Annotated in this window: 11 protein-coding genes; 7 read left to right on the top strand and 4 right to left on the bottom strand. The window is 60.8% G+C overall.

The annotated features are described in order from the left end of the window. Positions 1 to 28: 28 nt before the first annotated feature. Positions 29 to 1,714 carry a formate--tetrahydrofolate ligase gene (locus ACIQLF_RS00515; protein ID WP_400293633.1) on the bottom strand — a complete coding sequence of 562 codons (1,686 nt, stop codon included), beginning with the start codon at positions 1,712 to 1,714 and terminating at the stop codon, positions 29 to 31. 261 nt (positions 1,715 to 1,975) lie between these two features. Between ACIQLF_RS00515 and ACIQLF_RS00510 the strand changes: the two genes are divergently transcribed. Further along, the gene (locus tag ACIQLF_RS00510; RefSeq protein ID WP_400293632.1) at positions 1,976 to 2,860 is read left to right on the top strand and encodes a hypothetical protein; all 885 of its coding nucleotides are present in this window, start codon (positions 1,976 to 1,978) and stop codon (positions 2,858 to 2,860) included. A 296-nt stretch (positions 2,861 to 3,156) separates the two neighbouring features. On the opposite strand, the gene ACIQLF_RS00505 is transcribed toward ACIQLF_RS00510, so the two are convergent. The 3 genes from ACIQLF_RS00505 to ACIQLF_RS00495 form a co-directional block, all read right to left on the bottom strand. Next, positions 3,157 to 3,312 carry a hypothetical protein gene (locus tag ACIQLF_RS00505; RefSeq protein ID WP_400293631.1) on the bottom strand — a complete coding sequence of 52 codons (156 nt, stop codon included), beginning with the start codon at positions 3,310 to 3,312 and terminating at the stop codon, positions 3,157 to 3,159. 611 nt (positions 3,313 to 3,923) lie between these two features. Beyond that, positions 3,924 to 4,976, bottom strand: coding sequence for an ECF transporter S component (locus ACIQLF_RS00500; RefSeq protein ID WP_400293630.1), 1,053 nt, complete (start codon positions 4,974 to 4,976; stop codon positions 3,924 to 3,926). 787 nt (positions 4,977 to 5,763) lie between these two features. Continuing rightward, positions 5,764 to 7,203, bottom strand: coding sequence for a CCA tRNA nucleotidyltransferase (locus ACIQLF_RS00495; protein WP_400293629.1), 1,440 nt, complete (start codon positions 7,201 to 7,203; stop codon positions 5,764 to 5,766). A gap of 167 nt (positions 7,204 to 7,370) precedes the next feature. On the opposite strand from ACIQLF_RS00495, the gene ACIQLF_RS00490 reads away from it, so the two are divergent. From ACIQLF_RS00490 to ACIQLF_RS00465, 6 genes are all read left to right on the top strand, one after another. After that, positions 7,371 to 7,916 (top strand): NUDIX hydrolase, encoded by a 546-nt coding sequence (locus ACIQLF_RS00490; protein WP_400293628.1) that lies wholly within the window; start codon positions 7,371 to 7,373, stop codon positions 7,914 to 7,916. Further along, on the top strand, positions 7,900 to 9,633 hold the full coding sequence (gene murJ, locus ACIQLF_RS00485; RefSeq protein ID WP_400293627.1) for a murein biosynthesis integral membrane protein MurJ: 1,734 nt from the start codon (positions 7,900 to 7,902) through the stop codon (positions 9,631 to 9,633). The genes ACIQLF_RS00490 and murJ overlap by 17 nt, the downstream gene beginning before the upstream one ends. A gap of 142 nt (positions 9,634 to 9,775) precedes the next feature. Continuing rightward, a complete protein-coding gene (locus tag ACIQLF_RS00480; protein WP_400293626.1) occupies positions 9,776 to 11,281 on the top strand; it encodes a hypothetical protein in 1,506 nt (501 codons plus the stop codon). A 109-nt stretch (positions 11,282 to 11,390) separates the two neighbouring features. Next, entirely contained in the window at positions 11,391 to 12,374 is a 984-nt protein-coding gene (gene trxB / locus ACIQLF_RS00475) for a thioredoxin-disulfide reductase (protein ID WP_400293625.1), read from the top strand. After that, a complete protein-coding gene (trxA, locus tag ACIQLF_RS00470; RefSeq protein ID WP_400294982.1) occupies positions 12,374 to 12,748 on the top strand; it encodes a thioredoxin in 375 nt (124 codons plus the stop codon). The genes trxB and trxA overlap by 1 nt, the downstream gene beginning before the upstream one ends. Positions 12,749 to 18,900: 6,152 nt before the next feature. Further along, positions 18,901 to 19,062 (top strand): hypothetical protein, encoded by a 162-nt coding sequence (locus tag ACIQLF_RS00465; protein WP_400293624.1) that lies wholly within the window; start codon positions 18,901 to 18,903, stop codon positions 19,060 to 19,062. Positions 19,063 to 20,171 lie beyond the last annotated feature (1,109 nt).

Genomic DNA, 20,171 nt, shown 5'->3' with positions numbered 1-20,171 from the left:
CCACAGGTCGTTAAGCGGCAAGACGGGTCTAGAACAGCCCGACGGCCTGCCCGTGCTCGTCGACGTCCATGCGCATCGCCGCGGGGTCCTTGGGCAGCCCCGGCATGGTCATGATCGCGCCTGTCACCGCCACGATGAAGCCGGCCCCGGTCTTGGGGATGAGGTCGCGGACCTGCAGCGTGAAGCCTTCCGGCGCACCCAGCAACGTCGGGTCGTCGGAGAAGGAATACTGGGTCTTGGCCATGCAGACCGGCAGGTTGTCCCAGCCGTTCTCGTGGATCTGCTTGAGCATGCGCTTGGCCGCCGCGGAGTACTCCACGTCCGCGCCGCCGTAGATCTCGCGGACCACCGTGAGGATCTTTCCCTCGATGCCCACCTCCAGCTCGTAGAGCGGGGCGAAGTCGCCGGGCACCTCGATGGCCCGCAGCACCGCCTGCGCCAGGTCGGCGCCGCCGGCCGCACCCTGCCCCCAGACATCGGCCACCGCGCACTCGATGCCGTTGGCAGCCGCCCAGGAGGTGATGACGGCCAGTTCTGCGTCCGTGTCCAGGGTGAACTTGTTGATCGCGACGACGGGCTGGATCCCGAACTTCCTGATGTTGTGCGCATGGCGCGACAGGTTGGCCAGGCCGTCGCGGACGGCCTGTACGTTCGGCGTCTTCAGCTCGTCCTTGGGCACACCGCCATGCATCTTCAGGGCCCGGACTGTGGCCACCAGCACCACCGCGTCGGGGTGGGCGCCGGAGAAGCGTGCCTTGATGTCCATGAACTTTTCGGCGCCGAGGTCCGCGCCGAATCCCGCCTCGGTGACCACCACGTCCGCCAGCGAGCGCGCGGTGTTGGTGGCGATGACGGAGTTGCACCCGTGGGCGATGTTCGCGAACGGGCCGCCGTGGATGAGCGCCGGGGTGCCGGCCATGGTTTGCACCAGGTTCGGCTTCACCGCCTCCTTCAGCAGCATCGTCATGGCGCCCTCCGCCCCCAGGTCGCCGACGGTGACGGGGATCCGGTCGTAGGTGTACCCGATGGTCATCTTGGCCAGCCGGGTGCGCAGGTCCGCGAGCCCCTTCGCCAGGCAAAAGACCGCCATGACTTCGGAGGCGACAGTGATGTCGAATCCGGTCTCGCGCGGGACGCCCTCGGTCGGGCCGCCCAGCCCGATAATGATGTTGCGCAGCGCGCGGTCGTTCATGTCGATGACGCGCCTGAAGGTGATCCGGCGAGGGTCGATGCCCAACGCGTTTCCCTGGTGCAGGTGGTTGTCGACCAACGCCATCAGCAGGTTGTTGGCACTGGTGATCGCGTGGAAGTCGCCGGTGAAGTGCATGTTGATTTCGTCCATGGGAAGGACCTGCGAGTATCCGCCGCCCGTTGCCCCGCCCTTCATTCCGAAGATCGGGCCAAGCGACGGTTCGCGCAGCGCGATCATCGTCTTGGTTCCGGTGGCGGCGATTGCATCGCCCAGACCCACGGTGACAGTGGATTTTCCTTCGCCGGCCGGCGTCGGCGACATTGCGCTCACCAGGACGACCTTGCCGAGTTTCGTCCCGGTGGCGGGCAGCAAGGCCGTGTCGACCTTCGCCTTGTACCTGCCGTAGGGCTCGAGCGCTTCCTCGGGGATTCCCGCGCGCCGGGCGATGGTGGCAATCGGTTCGAGTACGGCTCGCGAAGCGATGGCAAGGTCACTCATGTCGGCTGCGGACGTCGTTGTCATCCTAGGTCTCCCCTGTCTGGATCCCGGCGCTGAAGTTGTCCAAGACCGGTGGTTGCGGCTTCCCTCAATACAGTCTTCAAGCTACCACCGCCCGACTGGGTCGTGTCAGATATGCGCTCAGTCTCCATGTTCCCTACATACGGGGAGGCCGCCGCCGGGATCTCTTGTTGTTCCAGCGCCTCGGCACCATGCGCACGGTTTCTGCATGCGCGGGAGATCGCGGGTTCTGCGCCGCAGCTTCGCAATGGGAGAATGGGTAACATGCCAACACGCCCCGCTTTTACCTTGCTGCTCGATGTCGACGGGCCCATTGCCTCCCCGGAAACCCGCGACGTAGCCCCGGAAATCATCTCGCTCCTGTTGGAACTGGCCGCGGCGGGAATCCCTGTGGTTTTCAATACCGGACGCTCGGACGAGTTCATCAAGCGCCAAGTGATGGCGCCAATGATTGCCGCTGGCATGCCATCGAGCCTGAGGATTCACGCGATCTGTGAAAAGGGCGCTACCTGGTTCACCTTCGATGCCGACGGTGCCGGAGTCGTCCACGTGGACCACGAGTTGGCAGTCCCGCTCCACTACGCCGACGAGATTCGCGAGTTGGTGGCAACCGATTTTGACGGGCACATGTTCTTTGACGAGACCAAGCGCGCCATGGTCTCCGTCGAGCAGCACATCGATGCGGACAGCCTCGAATACCGCAATGCCCAGCAGCACTTCGACTCGGCTGCCATGCAGGCCATGGAGCGACATGACCTCGGGGTTGAACGCCTTGACGTCCGTCAACCGGACAGTGGCGAGTCCATCGACTACCGCGTCGATCCGACCATCATCTCCACAGACATTGAATCGGTCGAGCTGGGCAAGGACCTGGGCGCTCGACGAACCCTTGAATTGCTGTCCGCGGACGGCATCGAGCCTGCCTCGTGGTTTACCGTCGGGGATTCCCGCACCGACTATGCGATGGCCGATTGGCTGGCAGAGAACGGCCACACGGTAAGCCACGTGGACGTTCGTCCGGGTGACGGCATTCCGGCCGGCAAGCCGTATCCGGTGCTCACGGCCAAGGACCTTGGACTTGGCAGCGACGTCATCCATGACCACGCTGGTCTCGCGTTCCTCCGCCATTGGCGCTCGTTGCTTGGCTAACCACAGACTTTGCCTGCTACGGGAACGCAGCAGCCATCCTCTTTAAGCGGCAAAGCCCGCCGGTGAAGCCGGCGGGCTTTGCACTTGGGGAATCAATAAATGTCACGTTGCATCTCCAAATTGAATGAGTGATTTGAATTCCAGATCAGCTGCACCAGCAGCACGATCTTAATTCACTCATCGGATTCGAAATTGCATGTCCATCGGTAGGTGGTTGCGTAGTTCTCGATCCCGCGGTGCGGGGTTGAACTGCGTCTGAAGCCAGAGCTGGCTCTTTGGCTTGCGGTTTTTTGCGTTCACGGCGTTTCCCTCCCTTCAACCTTTTTCGAGGTGCGGAAGGATACCTGTTCCACTGCCTTCGCGGTGCGAGCATGCAACACTTCGGGCCCGGTGAAAATGAATTCAGCGGAGCGAACAGCCGGGGAGGTGATCGAGGTGATCGGGGTAGACATGATGAAAGTTCCTCAAGGATTTGGTCGATTAGTGACTCATCAGCCTCGGGAACTTTGTATCGCTAGTGTTTTACTAGCAGGGCGCCATTCCGGAGGCAGGGGAAGTTGCTCGAGCGGTAGAGTCGCCGAAGCCATGACGGGGTACGTAGAAGCCCGCGAAATTCATTGAAATAATCATCATTCCCACCTCCTTTTCTGGAAGAACATGCCAGACGAATCCGGCGCCAATATTGTCTTGTCGATCGCGATGTCTCATTGAGACTTCTCAATCACAGGTTCCACGATACACACCCACCAGCAAATGCGCTAGCGCTTTCTGAAGAATTCTTTAGATGGCCGAATGGCGGCCGGATACACCCATGCCGTGCTTCCTGGAACTCGATTCCTATTGCATTCACCGGCCGCAATCAGTCAGGGAAGGCTTCTGCGGCTCCCTGCTTCGACAGCAGCGCCAGGTCGGGGACGCAAGAATGAACAATCATTCGTCGCCGGTCAGGGCGAATGGTTCAGCCCATTGCAGCCCGGACCAACCGTGCCGCCAGCAGCCAGAAGGCCCCCAACCAATGGTTGGGGGCCTTCTCGCTCAACACACGTTATGAGGATTTTCCCGGCTAGAGTGCATCCCGAACGGCCCGGGCATGCGCCCTGGATGCCAATGCTTTCCGAGCGTCAAACATGTTCGCCAACCTAAGCAGGCCGTCGGGCTGGGTCTCCACCAGGGACACGTAAAAAGGTACTTCGAACCAACGACTCACAAAACCCATGGCTCCCAGTGCAGCAAATGCCGTGAGGCCTTTGTCCGTCAGCGAATGCACCAGGTTCGAGATGAACACGGCCAGAGTGAGGGGCTCGCCCATGTCCACAAGCGCATCAGTGGTCTGCTCTGCGGCATGCCCAGTGGCGCCATTGAAAAGCAGCACCAATAGCGTGGTCGCCACGAGGGTGCACGCAACGGCGACGATGGCATTGAGCAGGACATAGCGGGAAAATGTCTGGCACATTCGGAACCGCCGCGCCCCGTAGCCCCAGATCAAGGCGCCTACGATGTTGACCAGCCCGAACCAAATCGATGAGGAATCGGTAATCGACAAACCAATCGCGTTCGTCGCGAGTCCGACGGCAACGCCGTACCACGGACCCAACACGAGGGCGGCGATCGCCGTCCCCACCATGTCCAGGTACAGGGGCAGAGAGAGCCAGGGAACGATCGAGAATCCCGCGACGTTGATACCAACACACGCCACCATGAGAATGATCGAAGCCCGAAGCGTGGCCTGCTTCGGCTTTCGTTTGGCTTCTATCCGTTCCGCGCCGGGGAGCGGTACCCCGGTTGGCGGTTCGGCATCATGCTGCCTACGTGCCTGCAGACAGCGTGCCTCCCACAGCGCCACGTCCGCCTCGGAAACGCCGAGGGCTCGGACAATCTCGCCGACCAACGTCGGGTTGACACGGCTTCTGCCCAAACGAAATGCGTCGTAGACAGTGGTCCGCGCCGGGCGCGACGCCGAAGCCGGAACGCCGTTCTGCTCGCGATGCTCAGCGATACGGCGAACAATTTCCGCATAGGGAATATCACCGGCGTCAAAACGGAGCCGTTGCAGGTCCTTGGCGATCTCGTCATAGGACTCGGACCGCAATGCCGGGTCTTGTGCCAGCTCCGGCATCGCCAACCTCTTCCAGTAGACACGTTCCAGTGGGCATGCGCCTCGGTGGCGCATGGATCTCTCCCGAGTATAGCCAGCGAGACCCGCTATTTGACGTATCAATCGAGGGCTGTGGGGTGTCGGTCGGACCCGTTCGGAGTTGTTCGGAACACGTGAAATCCGTGGCCTCCTGCTGCCGGACCCCATAGCGTTGTCTTGGAGGCTTTCAAGGAACGGCTTGCAGGCCTCGAGCACTCGGGCGGGCCTTGCCCTGACCCACCGGGATGGTGTCCAGGCACGACGCGCCGGACCCATCCGGGCAGCATCGAACAAGAGGAACCTGCGCAGTTGAAGCGCTTTGGAAGAACCACCGCAGCGCCGAAACAGGTTCCTCCTGCTTTCCGGAGTCGAGTTGCCTCTTCATAAGTCGGGCACTCACCACTGACCTGCACGGAGAACTCGCACCACATTTAGGTGCGGGTTTTAGGTGCGGGCTGGCGCCCCGGCCCTTGCCGTATTCGGTTTCGGAATCAAACTGCCAGAAACAGCGATCACCGCTGGTGCAAGGCGAGCCGTGGATGCGGATACAGGATTCAACATTCCGCTTGGGGAATGAACAGGGGTTGCGGCAGGGAACTCAGGGAACCGCGCGTCGATTCGGCAGGGAGTTTGGCATGAACATTTTGGGGGCATGCCAAACACCCTGGCCAAACCGTCGACGTCGGGCCTTCGCCCCGGGGAGCATTCGCTGACAAAGCGAGGACGGGCAGCCGCCATTGCCGGCGGTCCGTCCTCGCTTTGAACCTGGTTACTCCTGTGCGGCTTCCGGCTGCTCGGCCCACCACTCGTGCAGGGCGGCAATGGCGGCTTCCGGCTCCGTGGGGCCCTCGTCGAGTCGGCGTTCGAGCATGAAGTTATAGGCGCGACCCACCACGGGGCCGGGCTTGATGCCCAGCAGCTCCATGATTTGCTGGCCGTTGAGGTCGGGGCGCACGGCAGCCATTTCCTCTTTTTCGCTGATCTCCGTGATCCGCGCCTCGAGGTCGTCGTAGGCGAAGGACAGCCGGTCCGCCTTCTTGCGGTTGCGGGTTGTGACGTCCGAACGTGTGAGCCTGTGCAGGCGCTCCAGCAGGTCCCCGGCGTCGTGGACGTAGCGGCGCACCGCCGAATCGCTCCATCCGGCATCGCCGTAACCGTAGAAACGCATGTGCAGCTCCACCAGACGGGCAACGGCCTTGATGGTGTCGTTGTCGAAGCGCAGGGCGCGCATGCGTGCCTTGACCTGCTTGGCGCCGACCACGTCGTGGTGCCTGAAGCTCACGGCGCCGCTTGGTTCGAATTTCCGGGTGGCCGGCTTGCCGATGTCATGCATCAGCGCGGCGAAACGCAGCACGAAGTCGGGGCCGGGGACCGGGCCGTCGGCGTCCGTCTCGTGACCCATGGCCTGTTCCAAGACCGTCAGCGAGTGCTGGTACACGTCCTTGTGGCGGTGGTGCTCGTCGATCTCCAGGCGCAGCGCGGAGACCTCGGGCAGCACCAGGTCGGCCAGTCCGGTTTCCACCAGCAGGTCGATCCCGGCGCGCGGATCGACGCCGTTGATCAGTTTGACCAGTTCGTCGCGAACCCGTTCGGCGGAGATGATCTCGATGCGCCCGGACATTTCCGTCATGGCCTCGAGGACGTCCTTGGCCACGGTGATTCCCAGCTGGGAGGCAAAGCGGGCGGCGCGCATCATGCGCAGCGGATCATCCGAGAACGACATCGACGGGGCGCCGGGGGTGCGGACTTCCCCCTCCCCCAGGTCCCGCGCGCCGTTGTAAGGGTCCACGAGCTCAAGGCTCGGCAGGCGCAGGGCCATGGCGTTCATGGTGAAGTCCCGGCGGTACAGGTCGTCCTCGAGCTTGTCGCCGAAGGCAACGATCGGCTTGCGTGAGGACGGGTCGTAGGCGTCGGCGCGGTAGGTCGTCACCTCGATGGTGTGCTCACCCTTGCGCAGTGCGATGGTGCCGAAGTCGCGTCCCACTTCCCAGGTGGCATCCGCCCATCCTGCGACGGCGGCAAGGGTCTGGTCGGGGCTGGCGCTTGTGGTGAAGTCCAGGTCCGGTGATACCCGGCCGAGGAAGAGGTCGCGCACCGGTCCACCGACCAAGGACAGTTCGAAACCGGCGTCAACGAAACGCTGCCCCAGTTCGAAGACGACGGCGGGCAAAATCTCGGACAGGATCTGGCGGGAGGGAAGCTGCTGCATAGTTCTTTAAGGGTGCCAGAAATTCCCGAGAGTGCCACGTTCGAAGACACCCCAATCCGCAGTTAGCTCCGACACGCTCGGAAATAGGTGCGATATGCACGACTCGGGTGCCGTCAACGGGCGGGGCAAGCCACTATGGGTGCCAAAAGATAGATAGAGTGGTTTCCATGGCCCATCCAGTTCCCAGCGCCCCGAAGCGCACGCCGTTGACCGCGTCAATGGCGCATGCGCAGGCGCAAACGGGTTCCGGCCACCATCCACTGCCCACCGTGGAGGAAGTTTCCGCCGGTGGAGTGGTCATCGATACATCGCTGCCGTCGCTGCCGGTCGCAATCATCGCCCGGTACAACCGCGGCGGACGCCTTGAATGGTGCCTGCCCAAGGGACACCCCGAGGGCGTTGAATCCAACGAAGAAGCAGCCATGCGCGAGATCGAGGAAGAGACCGGCATCGCCGGCCGGATCCTTGCCCCGCTGGGTTCGGTCGACTACTGGTTCACCGTCACCAATTACCGCGTCCACAAGACCGTGCACCACTTCCTGCTGCGCTCCACCGGCGGCGAACTCACCATCGAAAACGATCCAGATCACGAGGCCGTTGACGTGGCCTGGGTACCCCTGCTTGATCTGGGCAAGCGCCTGTCCTTCCCCAATGAACGGCGCATCGCCGATCTAGCGCGCGAAGTGCTCCCGAATTATGTCCCAGGTATCTAAACACCCCGCAAAGCCCAGCAGCCCTCCCAAGGTGCCGCCGTCGCAAAGCGAACAGCAGTCGCGTGGCCAGTCAAAGGCCTACGCACTCATGGCCTCCGGCACCATGGTTTCGCGTGTGCTCGGATTCATCCGCACCGCGTTGCTGGCGGTTGCCATCGGCGCGAGCACGACCATGGCCGACATCTTCGAGAAGGCGAACGTCATCCCGACGATCATCTTCATGCTCCTGGCTGGCGGCATCTTCAACGTCATCTTGGTTCCCCAACTGATCAAGGCCTCCAAGGCGTCAGACCGCGGATCCGCCTACACCTCCAAGCTGGTGACCCTCACCATCGTGGTGATGGGCCTTGCCACGGTGCTGCTCACCCTCCTGGCCGGCCCGCTGATCAAGACGCTGACCCTGGACTGGACGGCGCCCATGCTGGCCATGGGTACCGCGTTTGCGTACTGGTGCCTGCCGCAGGTCTTCTTCTACGGTGTCTATGCGGTCTTCGGGCAGGTGCTCAACGCCCACGGCCGCTTCGCCGCCTACATGTGGGCCCCGGTCGCCAACAACGTGGTGCAAATCTTCACCATCGGCACCTTCATTGCGCTCTTCGGGGCCTACCGCGGCGGCACCGACCAGCTGGCAACCTGGACCGACTCGCAAACCATCCTGTTGGCCGGCGGCTCCACCCTGGGCATCGTGATCCAGGCGGTTGTCCTGTTCTGGCCGCTACGCAGGCTCGGGCTGAACCTGCGCCCGGACTTCGCCTGGCGCGGCATGGGGCTGCGCCACGTGGGCAAGCTTGCCGCATGGACCCTGGGCTCCATGATGGTCGGCAACATCGCCTCGCTGATCAATTCAAAGTTCGTTTCCTCGGCAGCCGCGGCCCGCCTGTCGTTGCCCAACGGCGGGGCCAACGTCCCGGGCGAATACGCGCTGAACACCTCCCAGCTGATCACCGTGCTGCCCCACTCGATCTTTGCGCTCACCCTGGCCACGATGCTCTTCAACGAGTTCACCAAGGCCTTCCACGAGAACCGCCGGACCGACATCGCTCCCCTGCTCTCACGCGGGCTGCGCACCACTGCGGTGCCGATCGTCTTCGCCTCGGTTGCCTTCATCGTGCTCGCCGGGCCCCTGGGTCGACTCTTCGCCGGCAGCTCGTCGACCGCAATGCTGCAAGGCGCGGCCATCGGCCAGCTGCTGTTGCTGACCACGCTGGGTTTGCCGTTCAAGTCCATCCATTTCTTCATGATCCGCGTGTTCTTCGCCGAAGAGGACACCAAGACCCCGATGTTGATCCAGACGATCATTGCCGTCCTGTGCGTCGTCTTGGCGTTCGGTGCGGTGCAGGTGCTCCCGCCGACCGACATCGCCCGGGCCGTGGCCCTGATCTACGGGGTCACGAACATCCTGTCCGCCGTGATCGCCCACTTCCTGATTGTCCGCCGCTACGGGGACTACGGCAGCGCCAAAGTCATCGACACCTACATCCGCATCGGGGTCATGGCCGCGTTGTCCGGTCTGGTGGGTGCCGCGGTGCTGTGGCTCATGGGTGGCTACAGCTGGGGGTTTGCTTGGAGTTCCATCGGCGGCGCCATCGTGACCATTGCGGTTGTGGGAAGCGTCATGGCCCTGGTCTACATTGTGTTGCTTCGCTTTACCCGCTCGGAAGAACTGGACAATTTCCTGGGTCCATTGGCCCGGCGCATCCCAAAACTACGTCGCTGACAACCGCCTCCGGCAGGTGACAAGCCCCGGGCGCAGCCCCCGCGCCCGGGGTGCTACTCAAAAAAACTTCCCCCGCCCCGGTACGATGGAACGGGGCATCCATGAGGGTGCCGGCATCACAAAGCAATCCCGGGAGGGAACCGTGTCGCAGCCCATCGAAGCTGGAGCCGTTATTGGCGGCCGCTACCAGGTCACAGATTTGGTTATGACTTCCGCCGATGGAGACGAGGTCCTCCAGGGCATCGATCAGGTGCTTAACCGCCCGGTGAGCGTGCTTGTCGGGTCACCGGCCAATTCCGAACAGCTGTCCATGAGCGCACGGGAAATTGCCACAGGCGAGCGATATGCAACCGTGCAGGTACTTGATTTGGGCATCACCGAGGGCCGCTCCTATCTGGTGACCAACCTCGCCGAATCCGCCGACCTGCTTGACCTGGTGATCCAGTCGGACGCCCCCTACGTTGAGCCCTTCTACACGGACACCCTCGGCACCGAAATCTTCGGTGTTTCCCGCTCCAAGGAGCCCGTCACGTACGAGGACGACGCCGAGTACTACGAAGACCTGCGTTCCCAGGAAGAAAACCGTCCTGCAGTGCTGGGCAAGCTTCCCGAGATCAGCCTCGGCGACAAGTTCTCCGGCCTCAAGGATCGCCTTGGCCGTGCCAAGTCCGCACCGTCCCCTGCGGCGCCGGTAGTACCGCCGACGACCGTGGGTTCAACCACCGAACAGGCGCCCACTGTGTCCCCGGCTGTTCCCGCAGCCGCTGCCCCTGTCGCACCCCCCGTTGCGCCGGCAGCAAAGGTTACCCGTTTCGCTGCTGCTGATTCGGCCGCCGAGCCTGCCGTCACCTCCGCTGCCGCCTTGGCTGCCGCGCAGAAATCGCGCGGGGTCCCGGTAGATAATGCCGGACAGCGCGTTGCCTCCAGTTTTCCGGCAGCCGCCCAAAGCTACACCGAGGTTGCCTACGACGACTACGAGGAAGAAGAACCGCAGGAAGGCGGCAAGAAGACCACGCGTCTGCTGGTCGGTGCCATCCTGTGCGCAGTTCTCGTCGCCGCCGTGGTCTTTGCCTACAACGCACTCGGTGGCGGACCAGCAACGCCGGTGGCTTCGACCTCATCGGCCCAGGCGAGTGAATCTACTCCGGGGGGCAGTTCGGAATCCCCTAACGTTGAGCTGATCAAGCCAAAAATTGCTGACATTTCACGTTTGGTCCCAGGCAATCAGACATTGAATGCCGAAACCGATAACACATTGGCCAAGGCCATCGATGGAAACCCTGCCAGCTTGTACAAGTCATACTCATATACATCTCCACAGTTCGGTGGGCTCGCACCAAATATGGTGCTTGTTCTCGAGCTGAAAGAGCCTTCCGATATTTCAGAAATCCAGCTCGATGGCTTGAACGGGACCGGCGGAGCATTCGAAATTCGTGTTGGAGACAGCAACGATCTGGCCGAGGCAAAGGTTCTCAGCAGTGGCTCCTTCACCGGGCCAACCGTCACCGTTCCAGTAAGCGGAGAAAACGGCGAGGCACTTCGGGGTCAATACGTATTCCTGAACGTCACCGAGCTTCCACGCCGCGCCTCCGGTGCCAATGGATCACGCCCCTACGGCCTGCAGATCGGTGAATTCCGCGTTTCCTAGCGGTTAGTCACCGGGAATACTCCCACTGGATCGGCTGTTATGCCACTTAGATCCCACTTACTCGCGGTCTTGGAAATCGAGCCCGCATTTACGAAAGGTTCGCTCCCTCGTGGCCACAGAAGTAAACGACATCGTCCGTAACGTCATCATCATTGGTTCGGGTCCATCGGGCTACACCTCTGCGATCTACACCGCCCGCGCGAACCTGCAGCCGCTGGTCATCGCCGGATCGGTCACCGCTGGCGGTGAGCTCATGAACACCACCGACGTGGAAAACTTCCCAGGCTTCCCCGAGGGCATCATGGGTCCGGACCTGATGGACAACATGCAGAAGCAGGCCGAGCGCTTCGGCGCCGAGATCCTCTTTGACGACGTCACGGCCGTAGACCTGAGCGGCGACATCAAGGTGGTTACGCTCGGCGACGGCACGACCTACCGTGCACACGCGGTCATCGTTTCCACCGGTTCCGCATACCGCGAACTGGGACTCGAGGACGAAAAGCGTCTTTCCGGCCACGGCGTTTCCTGGTGCGCAACCTGCGACGGCTTCTTCTTCCGCGAACAGGAAATCGCCGTAATCGGCGGTGGCGACTCCGCCATGGAAGAAGCACTCTTCCTGACCAAGTTCGCGTCCAAGGTCACGGTCGTTCACCGCCGCGATTCCCTGCGTGCCTCGAAGATCATGGCCGACCGCGCATTGGCACACCCGAAGATTGAATTCATCTGGGACTCCGAGGTTGTCGGAATCACCGGCGAAGCCAAGGTCACCGGCATGCGCCTGCGCAACCTGAAGACCTCCGAAGAGCAGGAAGTAGCCGTCACTGGCATCTTCGTCGCTATCGGCAACGATCCTCGCATCGACCTGGTGAAGGGTCAGCTCGAGCTGACCTCCGAAGGCACCATCTCAGTCGAAGGCCGCACTTCGAAGACCAGCCTGCCCGGCGTATTCGCCGCCGGCGATGTCATCGATTCTTCCTACCGTCAGGCCATCACGGCTGCCGGCTCGGGCTGTGCAGCCGCAATTGATGTTGAGCACTACTTGGCGGATGTCGAAGCTGCGGCTTCGACGGAAGCGATTGCAGTTTCCAACTAATCTCATTTACCTCTCCGGAGGAAAAGCACTCAAAACGAAAGGTGCAGGCCATGAGCCAGACCAAAGATGTAACTGACGCTACTTTCCAGGCTGAGGTCCTCGAGGCCACCAAGCCGGTCATCGTGGACTTCTGGGCAGAATGGTGCGGCCCCTGCCGCCAGCTGACTCCGATCCTTGAGCAGATCGCCGCGGAGCACGCAGAGAAGGTTGACGTCGTCAAGATCAATGTTGATGACAACCCGGCCATCGCTGCCAAGTTCGGCATCACGAGCATCCCTGCCGTATACGTCTTCAAGGATGGCGAGCATGTTGCCACCTCGATCGGTGCAAAGCCGAAGCCGGTTTTGGAAAAGGAATTCGCAGCTTACCTCTAAGCTGCGCTACCGACACCTTCAAAAAGTGTGGACTGCTTCCTTTTGGAAGCAGTCCACACTTTTTTGTCCCTACCTCTGCCCCAAGCCCGGAAATCAGCCAGATACAAAGTATCTGCCGCAATTGATGATCATAAACAGCTGATAACTGTTGTTTTTCAATTTGGGAGGGATTCGACTGTGCGACGAGAAGCTTGAACGTAGGCTCGCGTCGAAATCCGGGTTCATTGCGTTTTCCCATCTGGGAAATTCTTTTCACACACAATGAACCAGCTCGTTCGCTCTCAAAAAAATCCTAGACGGCAATCCGTGGCCCTGTTAGATTACTTGTCGGATTGTGGTTTTGAGGTTCTGGCAACGATCTTCCTTGGCATGTGGTCGGGTATCAGGAACACCCCAGGGGTCACTGACACCCGATGCCACTTCTTCGTGCCACGGTGGTTCGCTGGCCTGGGACTGAGTGTCCATCTTCCTCGAGTCGGGCTGACACCGGGTTCCACCCGACTCCCCCGCTCGCTGACACTGCGTCTCCCTTTATTGCTCCGCTAGGTGAAACTGGATTTCGTTGCCCTCCCATTGATTCACCGTTCCACTCCTCCCCATACTTCACCCGGGGTAGGTCCTCCCCGATTGGTCTTTGAACATCTGGCTGGCACGCCTCGCTTTTGAACGAACGCACCCTCGGTTCATCACTTTGGTCGAAGGCCATTCTTGGTCTCAAGTCCCCACGACAAGCTAAGACGGATCCTCTGAAATGGGGACACAGTGCACCGCCATTTTTGGCCTTCATTTTCGTTTCGCGTTGCTCCCCCGTCTCGCTCTTGTCCTTAGGAGATCGTCCGGCGAAAAATCTCTCTTGGAATCCCTGGGAATCGATAGCATGCTCGCCTCTCAGCGCTCGGTGCTGTCCTCTGGCTTGCTGGCCGTCCTCACAGCCATCATGGAATCATGCACCGTATGTCAAAGGGACCGATCAGTCTGAGCCTGGATTCTTCACTAGGATCGATTGCTGCCAGTACGTGGCTCTGCACACCCCGCACTACGGATCACCGTACTTAAACTCATGGTTGAGGCCATCAGGGCCCGTCTCAGCCACGGGATGTGTGTGACGACATCGTTGACGTGACCGCCCTCTGCGGTCGCTTCAGAGAGGCCGTACGAGGCCCGGAACGCTTACGTAACTGCCGCGCACAAGTGATCTATCCCGACGCGCGAAGAACCGGCTTTTCCGCACTTCTGACCAGCGATACCCCGTTGCAGAACAATTGACCCGTTTGAGATTCACCGAAGCGCATTTCTTGATTCTTCGCGCATCGGAGCTCGGTTCCGAGATGATCGGAGTCCTCGTTTGAGTCGATGCATCGGAACATGGATTGTGCGTTGAAATGCGCAAGGCGAGCTGTTGGCTTGGGCGCTCTTCCTCTTCATCCTGTCCAGTTTCGTTGCTGCATCCCGAGAACCCTTTTGCCACGCACGCGTTTACAAGTTGCAGATCCTGGACTTGAAACAAGGCCAGCTGCGCTGCAAACTGCCGATTCCCCTCCTGTTCTCGAAGAGGACCAAGAATCAATCTTGAAGGCTTCAAGCATTGCGGTCCATCGAGGAACCCAAACCAAAGACTTGCCGCTGCCATTCTTTCCACGCGGGCTCACAATGTTGTTGATTCAGAATCCCAGTGTGGTGGCGGACCCCGCCGTTGAGTCCTCGACGTTCCCCTGCCGGGCATTTGCATTTGAGGTTTCTCGTCACTGGCCCCCTCCACCCTTTGGTAGCTACATTTCCAAGTGTCTTGAGTACGGATCGGGGCTGGTTGCCTGTCAATCGCTGTAGGGTTCGCCCCGAGTTATTCCACGTGATCCGAGGTGCTTCAGCAGGATTCAATTCAAACCAAGAACATCGCCCATCGGGGCCGGACCAAACCCTACCTATCCACGATCGGTTGAAACATGAAAACGAAGCTCAGAGGCATCACCCTGTGCTGGCCACGAGCAGCCGGTTCCTTTGCTTCCCGGGGCAACCGACCAAGGGCATCCGTGTCGGCAACCGGCGGGGGCTGGTGATACGCAGCATCGCGGATATTCGCCCGAGGCGCCACGAGCGGTGCCTCGGGCCTGGGTCACTACCGAGAAGCCACACACCCGGCACGCTCCATGAACGACGTAAGAATCACCGCCCAACAGGTCGTCGAACTAATCGTGTCCTGCCATCTAGAAGACCATTTGCCCAAGGCAAGCTGCCACCACGTCGAACCGTCTCGGTTGGCTGTTCACCTTTTCCACGCCACCCGGAACGGTTAGCCGGACCTGCCAGGATTACTTCGCCTTACTGGACATGCCCGCTCCCGGCCGCCCTTCATGGGATCGAACGGTTGCGGATGGCAAGCTTGACCTTGGAAACCTTCGACGCTCTGTAGCCGCGAACTGTAGCCCGGTCTGGCGTCGAAACCGCGCCACACAAACCGACGGCCCCAACGTATCTGCTCCACGTCCCTGCCTAATCCTCCATCTGCTCTGCCTGCCGATCTTAATGCCCGGCGTTGCTGTCACGACCTCAATCAGGATCTTCGCCAAAGCCTTCACCAAGGAGTTCGCCGGCTCCGGCCACGCGACCACCTTTCGGGGCTTGCCTCGGTCGCTTTGAGACCCGAGATCGGTCCGGAGAAACCAGCCCTCCTGAAAAGGCAGCAGGCCACTCATGCCCGCATTGTTCCTCTCCGCGTCCATGGACTGATAGGTTCTAGCCGCCGGAATCTAATGCGGCAGGAATCTGCCGAAGGGAAAACTGGCCAACCGTGGTCGAGCATCGGTGCAGCGTCCTGATCGTGGCTTTAGGCGGGGTGCCTTGCAAAACTCGGAAGGGCTTCTGGCCGCCTATCGGAGCCGGTCCGCAAGGACAATGTGGACCGGCACGGAAAGCGGCCGTCCCAGCACCCTAGAGCCAACGGACATCAATGCGGGAAACATTTCTTCGCTCTCAGGGATCTCCTCCCGACAATCCACCTAGCTGTCGGCTCAGGGGTGAACTCGGGGCACTGTTGCCAACGGCTGACTCCTGGCAACAAACGTCATCATGGGTTGCTTTGCCTTGCAATCGGCTAGCTCGAGATGCCGAGAAGTCGAAACCCTCCAAATCCAGATTGAGCCTGATTTGTTTCACGTGAAACATGCGTTCTCGCTTCGTTCTGAGTTCAAGACTCGGATCTCAAAAATGGTGTTGTTTTCGATGTTTCACGTGAAACATGTCCATCCGAGCCCCTGCGTTCACCCTGCCTCGCAAACAAGCCAGCGTTCGATTTCGCTCGCGTTTGAGGGACAGTGTCAACCTCAAAGTGAGGTCAATCTGCCCCCATGGCGACGCTCCGTGCTCCTACCGCCGCTGCGTGGCTTGTGGACTGCGCCGGTAGGGCCGCATGCTGCTGGGCCGCCCTCAATGGCGATCCGGAGAGACCGCAGCTAGCGGCGGTCGTTGTTCCCGCTTCGGGAGAAGTGCCGTTGTCCCTCTCTCCGCTTCCGCCGAGAATGGACACAAATCGTAGGTGGTCGAAGCATCTCGGGGCAGGTCTCAGTAGATGGTCTCTCCGTTCTGAGGCACAGATTGGTTGGTGTTCGCCGCGTCCGGGAACGGCAACGTTTCCCCGGACGCCTGTCACCCGTGGCATCCGGCTGCCCGTTGAATCGAAGCAGGTTGGTGCCGCCACTGGCCACGCAGGGAACACCATTGTGAACCGCTGCGAGCCATTCGACCGCTCATCAAGAAGATCGTTGCGCCAATACTCAGAGAGATCTGGGCCGAAGATTTGCAAGCGGTCTACGATCCGCCGATGGTCAATGAGACAGTGGTTCGTCCTGATGAACTTAGCCCTGTGTGGCATCGACGAGGTGTCGATATGCGATGGCTGGTATCAGGACAAGGAGCCGCCTGTGGGGCAACCAGACTTTAGTAGGAATCATCCCTCGCGGCAGGCCGGCATCTTCCCTTGCTGCGACAACGTGAGCACGATCTGGCACCACCGCGTCATTCAGGAGCATGGATCCACGAACCGCGGGAAGCGGTTGAGCCGAGCACCCCGCCCACAATGCCGTGCTGCATCACAAGAATTCAAAACTGTTCCCACCTCCCTGCTCACTCATGCGGCCCGGCATCCTCTCCCCCTGACCAGAGTGCGACTTCACAAGCCGGTGTGATGGATGGTCCTGGCCGTACGGGCATTGCCCGGCTTGGTGATGCGCGGGGCTTCTACACGGGCAAAATTATCCTCCCGCGGGACAGCGGCCAGAGATTCCCGGCGGGGTCCGCGGACTCCGTTCTCGCTCCTCATGAATGTTTGAATCCGCTGGTTATCGGCATCGTTGGGGACCGACGTCGACGACCTCCACATTGTGTGTGTGTGGGTAGGGCCAGTACCCGCCCAGGTGCATCGTTGATGAAGGAAGCGAAGCAACAGCGGGCCGACTCACGCAGCATCAACTGCTCAACGGGGTCACCGGCTGCCGTCGGGATAGAGCAAAAAGATCCGCCCTGAAATCGTCACCGCGTTCGCGACTACCGAACTACTGCTTTCCCCGCCTCGAAGTTGGTAGGTATTCAATCCTCAAAAAGAACCGGTGGTCGAGTTCGAGCGTGAAGCATCGGAGGCAACGCTGCCGCCCTCCGCTTGCTGCTGTGCGCGACGAGGAAAATCCCTCTGACCGCCGCGCCTCATCTCTCGTGGAGTCCTGAGCTTCGGCGACCGGAGTGGTGAGCTTTTCCAGCCGAGTAGGTCCATCGGTTTTCCTGGAGCAGGCCATGGGCTTCATCAGATGGTTCACCGTCGCTGGCTTCCAGCCCGCCGTGCTTCGGTCCGAAGAACGGTTCGGAACACAGCCCTTCGAACATGCTGCACGCGAGTCCAGTGGCCACCCGGTAGTGAGGTTGGAGTCCTCTGGAATGTACCCCGGCCGCTTCATCATCACCTCTTTCCGTGGTGATCCAGATGATCGCATCTTCATCTAGGGCACCAGCAGTTTGCGGTGTGCTCCCCTCCCCCACCCGTGAACGGGGCTTGTCCGAGCAATGACGATATGCCGGAGCTTCGTCTTCCGTCGACGCTGCGGTTCAGCGTAACTTCAGACGCCCCCTGTCTGCCGTCCTACAAGTGGGTAGCCGAATCGTTCAGGTAGTCGGCCGGCCGAAGAACTCAGCAGACCTGGTGACGATGCCCTCGCAGCAGGCGCAAGGTCGAACCGTTCTTTGCGCGGAGGATGCATCAGCCACCGATGGCCTTGGCTATGGCAGCGCATCTCATCCCGGTGACCTTATGAAATTTCGGCAAGGGTGCCCCCCTTGCCTTCTACGCCTTGCAGTCGGACAGCGGCCCGATTTTCGATCTCGCCAGCGTCACCTAATCGGGTTTCCCCGAAGCCTTCATCAATTGCCTCAACAACGGGCTGCTGCACCGAGGATGGCCTCAACGTCTTCGGGTCTCGTAGAGGCAACGATCGAACTGACTGGCGCGTATGGCACTAACGTTGCCGACGGTGGCCTCGAGGACAGGGACGTTCATAGGCACCGAACTCGACAGCCTGGAAGGTCGAGTGGGCCTTGCTCGCCAGACGACTGCAGGATCTCCCAAAGCCTGGCTGTGTCTGGCACTCGCTTTCTCCGGGTCCGCATGGCGAGCGGTCTTCGTCCTCACCGTACTGGCGCATACTCATTCCTTCCCGACGTACCTCAAGCTGCAGGACTCCGATGAGCAATCAATCTTCCGTGGCTATCCAGTTGGTCCCTGTCCAGGGAGACCCAACGATTCCCCGGGGCAGCCCCCGAGTGGAACGTGGCCGAATCTTCGATCGCCGTCGTACCGCCAACGGCGCACCGGCCAACCTACTGGACCCGACGGGATGACGGAACTCAGGCAGTAGAGAACAACGATGCGCGAGAAAGACCCGCACCACGAGTATTGGACAGACTTCGCGAACCAGGCCGAGGAAGCATGGTCGTCGTCATTGCTCGTCACGTAGAAAGCAAGCACCTGCCCGCTGCACCGGATGGCTAGGTTGGTCCACGGTTGGTTCGACGTCGAGCAACAAGTGCTTATACCGTTGGCTGATCAGCCGGGTGCGCCCCCGGCCATGTCTCCTGAGGAATGATGCTGCGACAGAACGACCAGGTCACTCGTGCCCGTTCTGTCGATGCCCGTGAAGGTGCGCGTGCACGCCCTGGGCATCAGCCCGACGATGATGCAGGCAAGATCATGTCCGGTCGATTCATTCACGCGCATCGCCGAGTACTACGAAAGCTCGGGACAAGTCTTAGAAGAATGCATCGAGGACGACTGATTCCGAACAGTGAAGAGACGATCGCTGTCGGCTCCAAGTTCCCCGTCGCCACCCTCATCTGGTTCTGGTGGTGACAATGGGCACGACGGGACACTCCCGGTTCAGTGGATGATTTTGCAGCAGCCGGCGTCGGAATCCCGGGTGGCCGATGCAGGACGAAGCTTCCGGTGTGGGTCTCTTCCCAGCCCCGGATCAAGCCAACATCCCGTTCGATTGCGAACGCCAGAACGATCTGGTGTTCTTTGCGCAGCGTTTGATATCCGATGGGCAATGCCTCTGTCACCATCCGGTTGTCTCACTTCAGGATCTCCGGGACGCAAGAATCGCTGCACCCGGGGAGGCCTCCGTGGAGTAGCAGTTCATGCGAGGTCTCCATCCAGGTACCCGCTTGGGTGAAGATCCGGTGCAGGAAAACCAATGCCCTGGTTTCCTTGCTCTCCGCGTTAAAAGCCGCTGGCCGACAGTTTTCTCGTGAGGGTGCGCGGTGCCTGGGTGGCCCCGGAAAGCGCTGGCCCGCACCCCAGCTCCGGACTGCTACACCGTCAGGGCTGCTCCGCGTGGGTCTGTTTGTTCTTGTTGTCAGGGGGAACCGGTCAAGCGATGCACCGTTCTTCGCAACGGCGCTTGAGTTCGTCGTTGATGATCGGGTACTCAGAGACGCCGGTGACGTGTTTCCCAGATGGTTCGCGACGTGTCCGGTACGCGTGGGCAGGCTTGGTGTTGATCCGTCATGATGAGGTCCACCGTGGTTCCGATCATTGGGTCGTCAGTGTTTGTTCGACATGAAGCGCCGCGGCCCCGGTGGATCGACATCTGTCCGGTACCTTTCCTGGCCCGACGAAAACTTGGCCGAACCACCGGTGCGTGCTTCGTCAGAGAATCGCCTCACACAAATCCTGTTCCGGGTTAAGGACACCTGCATCCACCGTCAACAAGCCACGGCGATGAATCACCTCCAGACCGTCATCCCAAGAAGAGCACCCAACATCATCCGTTTCGACGCCCACGCGCGTACCCACACCTACGCCACCAGCAGCACCACCGGCACCCACGCGGCAGGTGAACACCCTCTCTTGCCGCCGCGTGGAACAAAACGCGCGGTCAGACTG

Source organism: Paeniglutamicibacter sp. NPDC091659, assembly GCF_044756805.1.
Taxonomy (GTDB): domain Bacteria; phylum Actinomycetota; class Actinomycetes; order Actinomycetales; family Micrococcaceae; genus Paeniglutamicibacter.
Note: the sequence above shows the minus strand (reverse complement) of the source record. Positions and strands in the feature narration are given on the sequence as shown.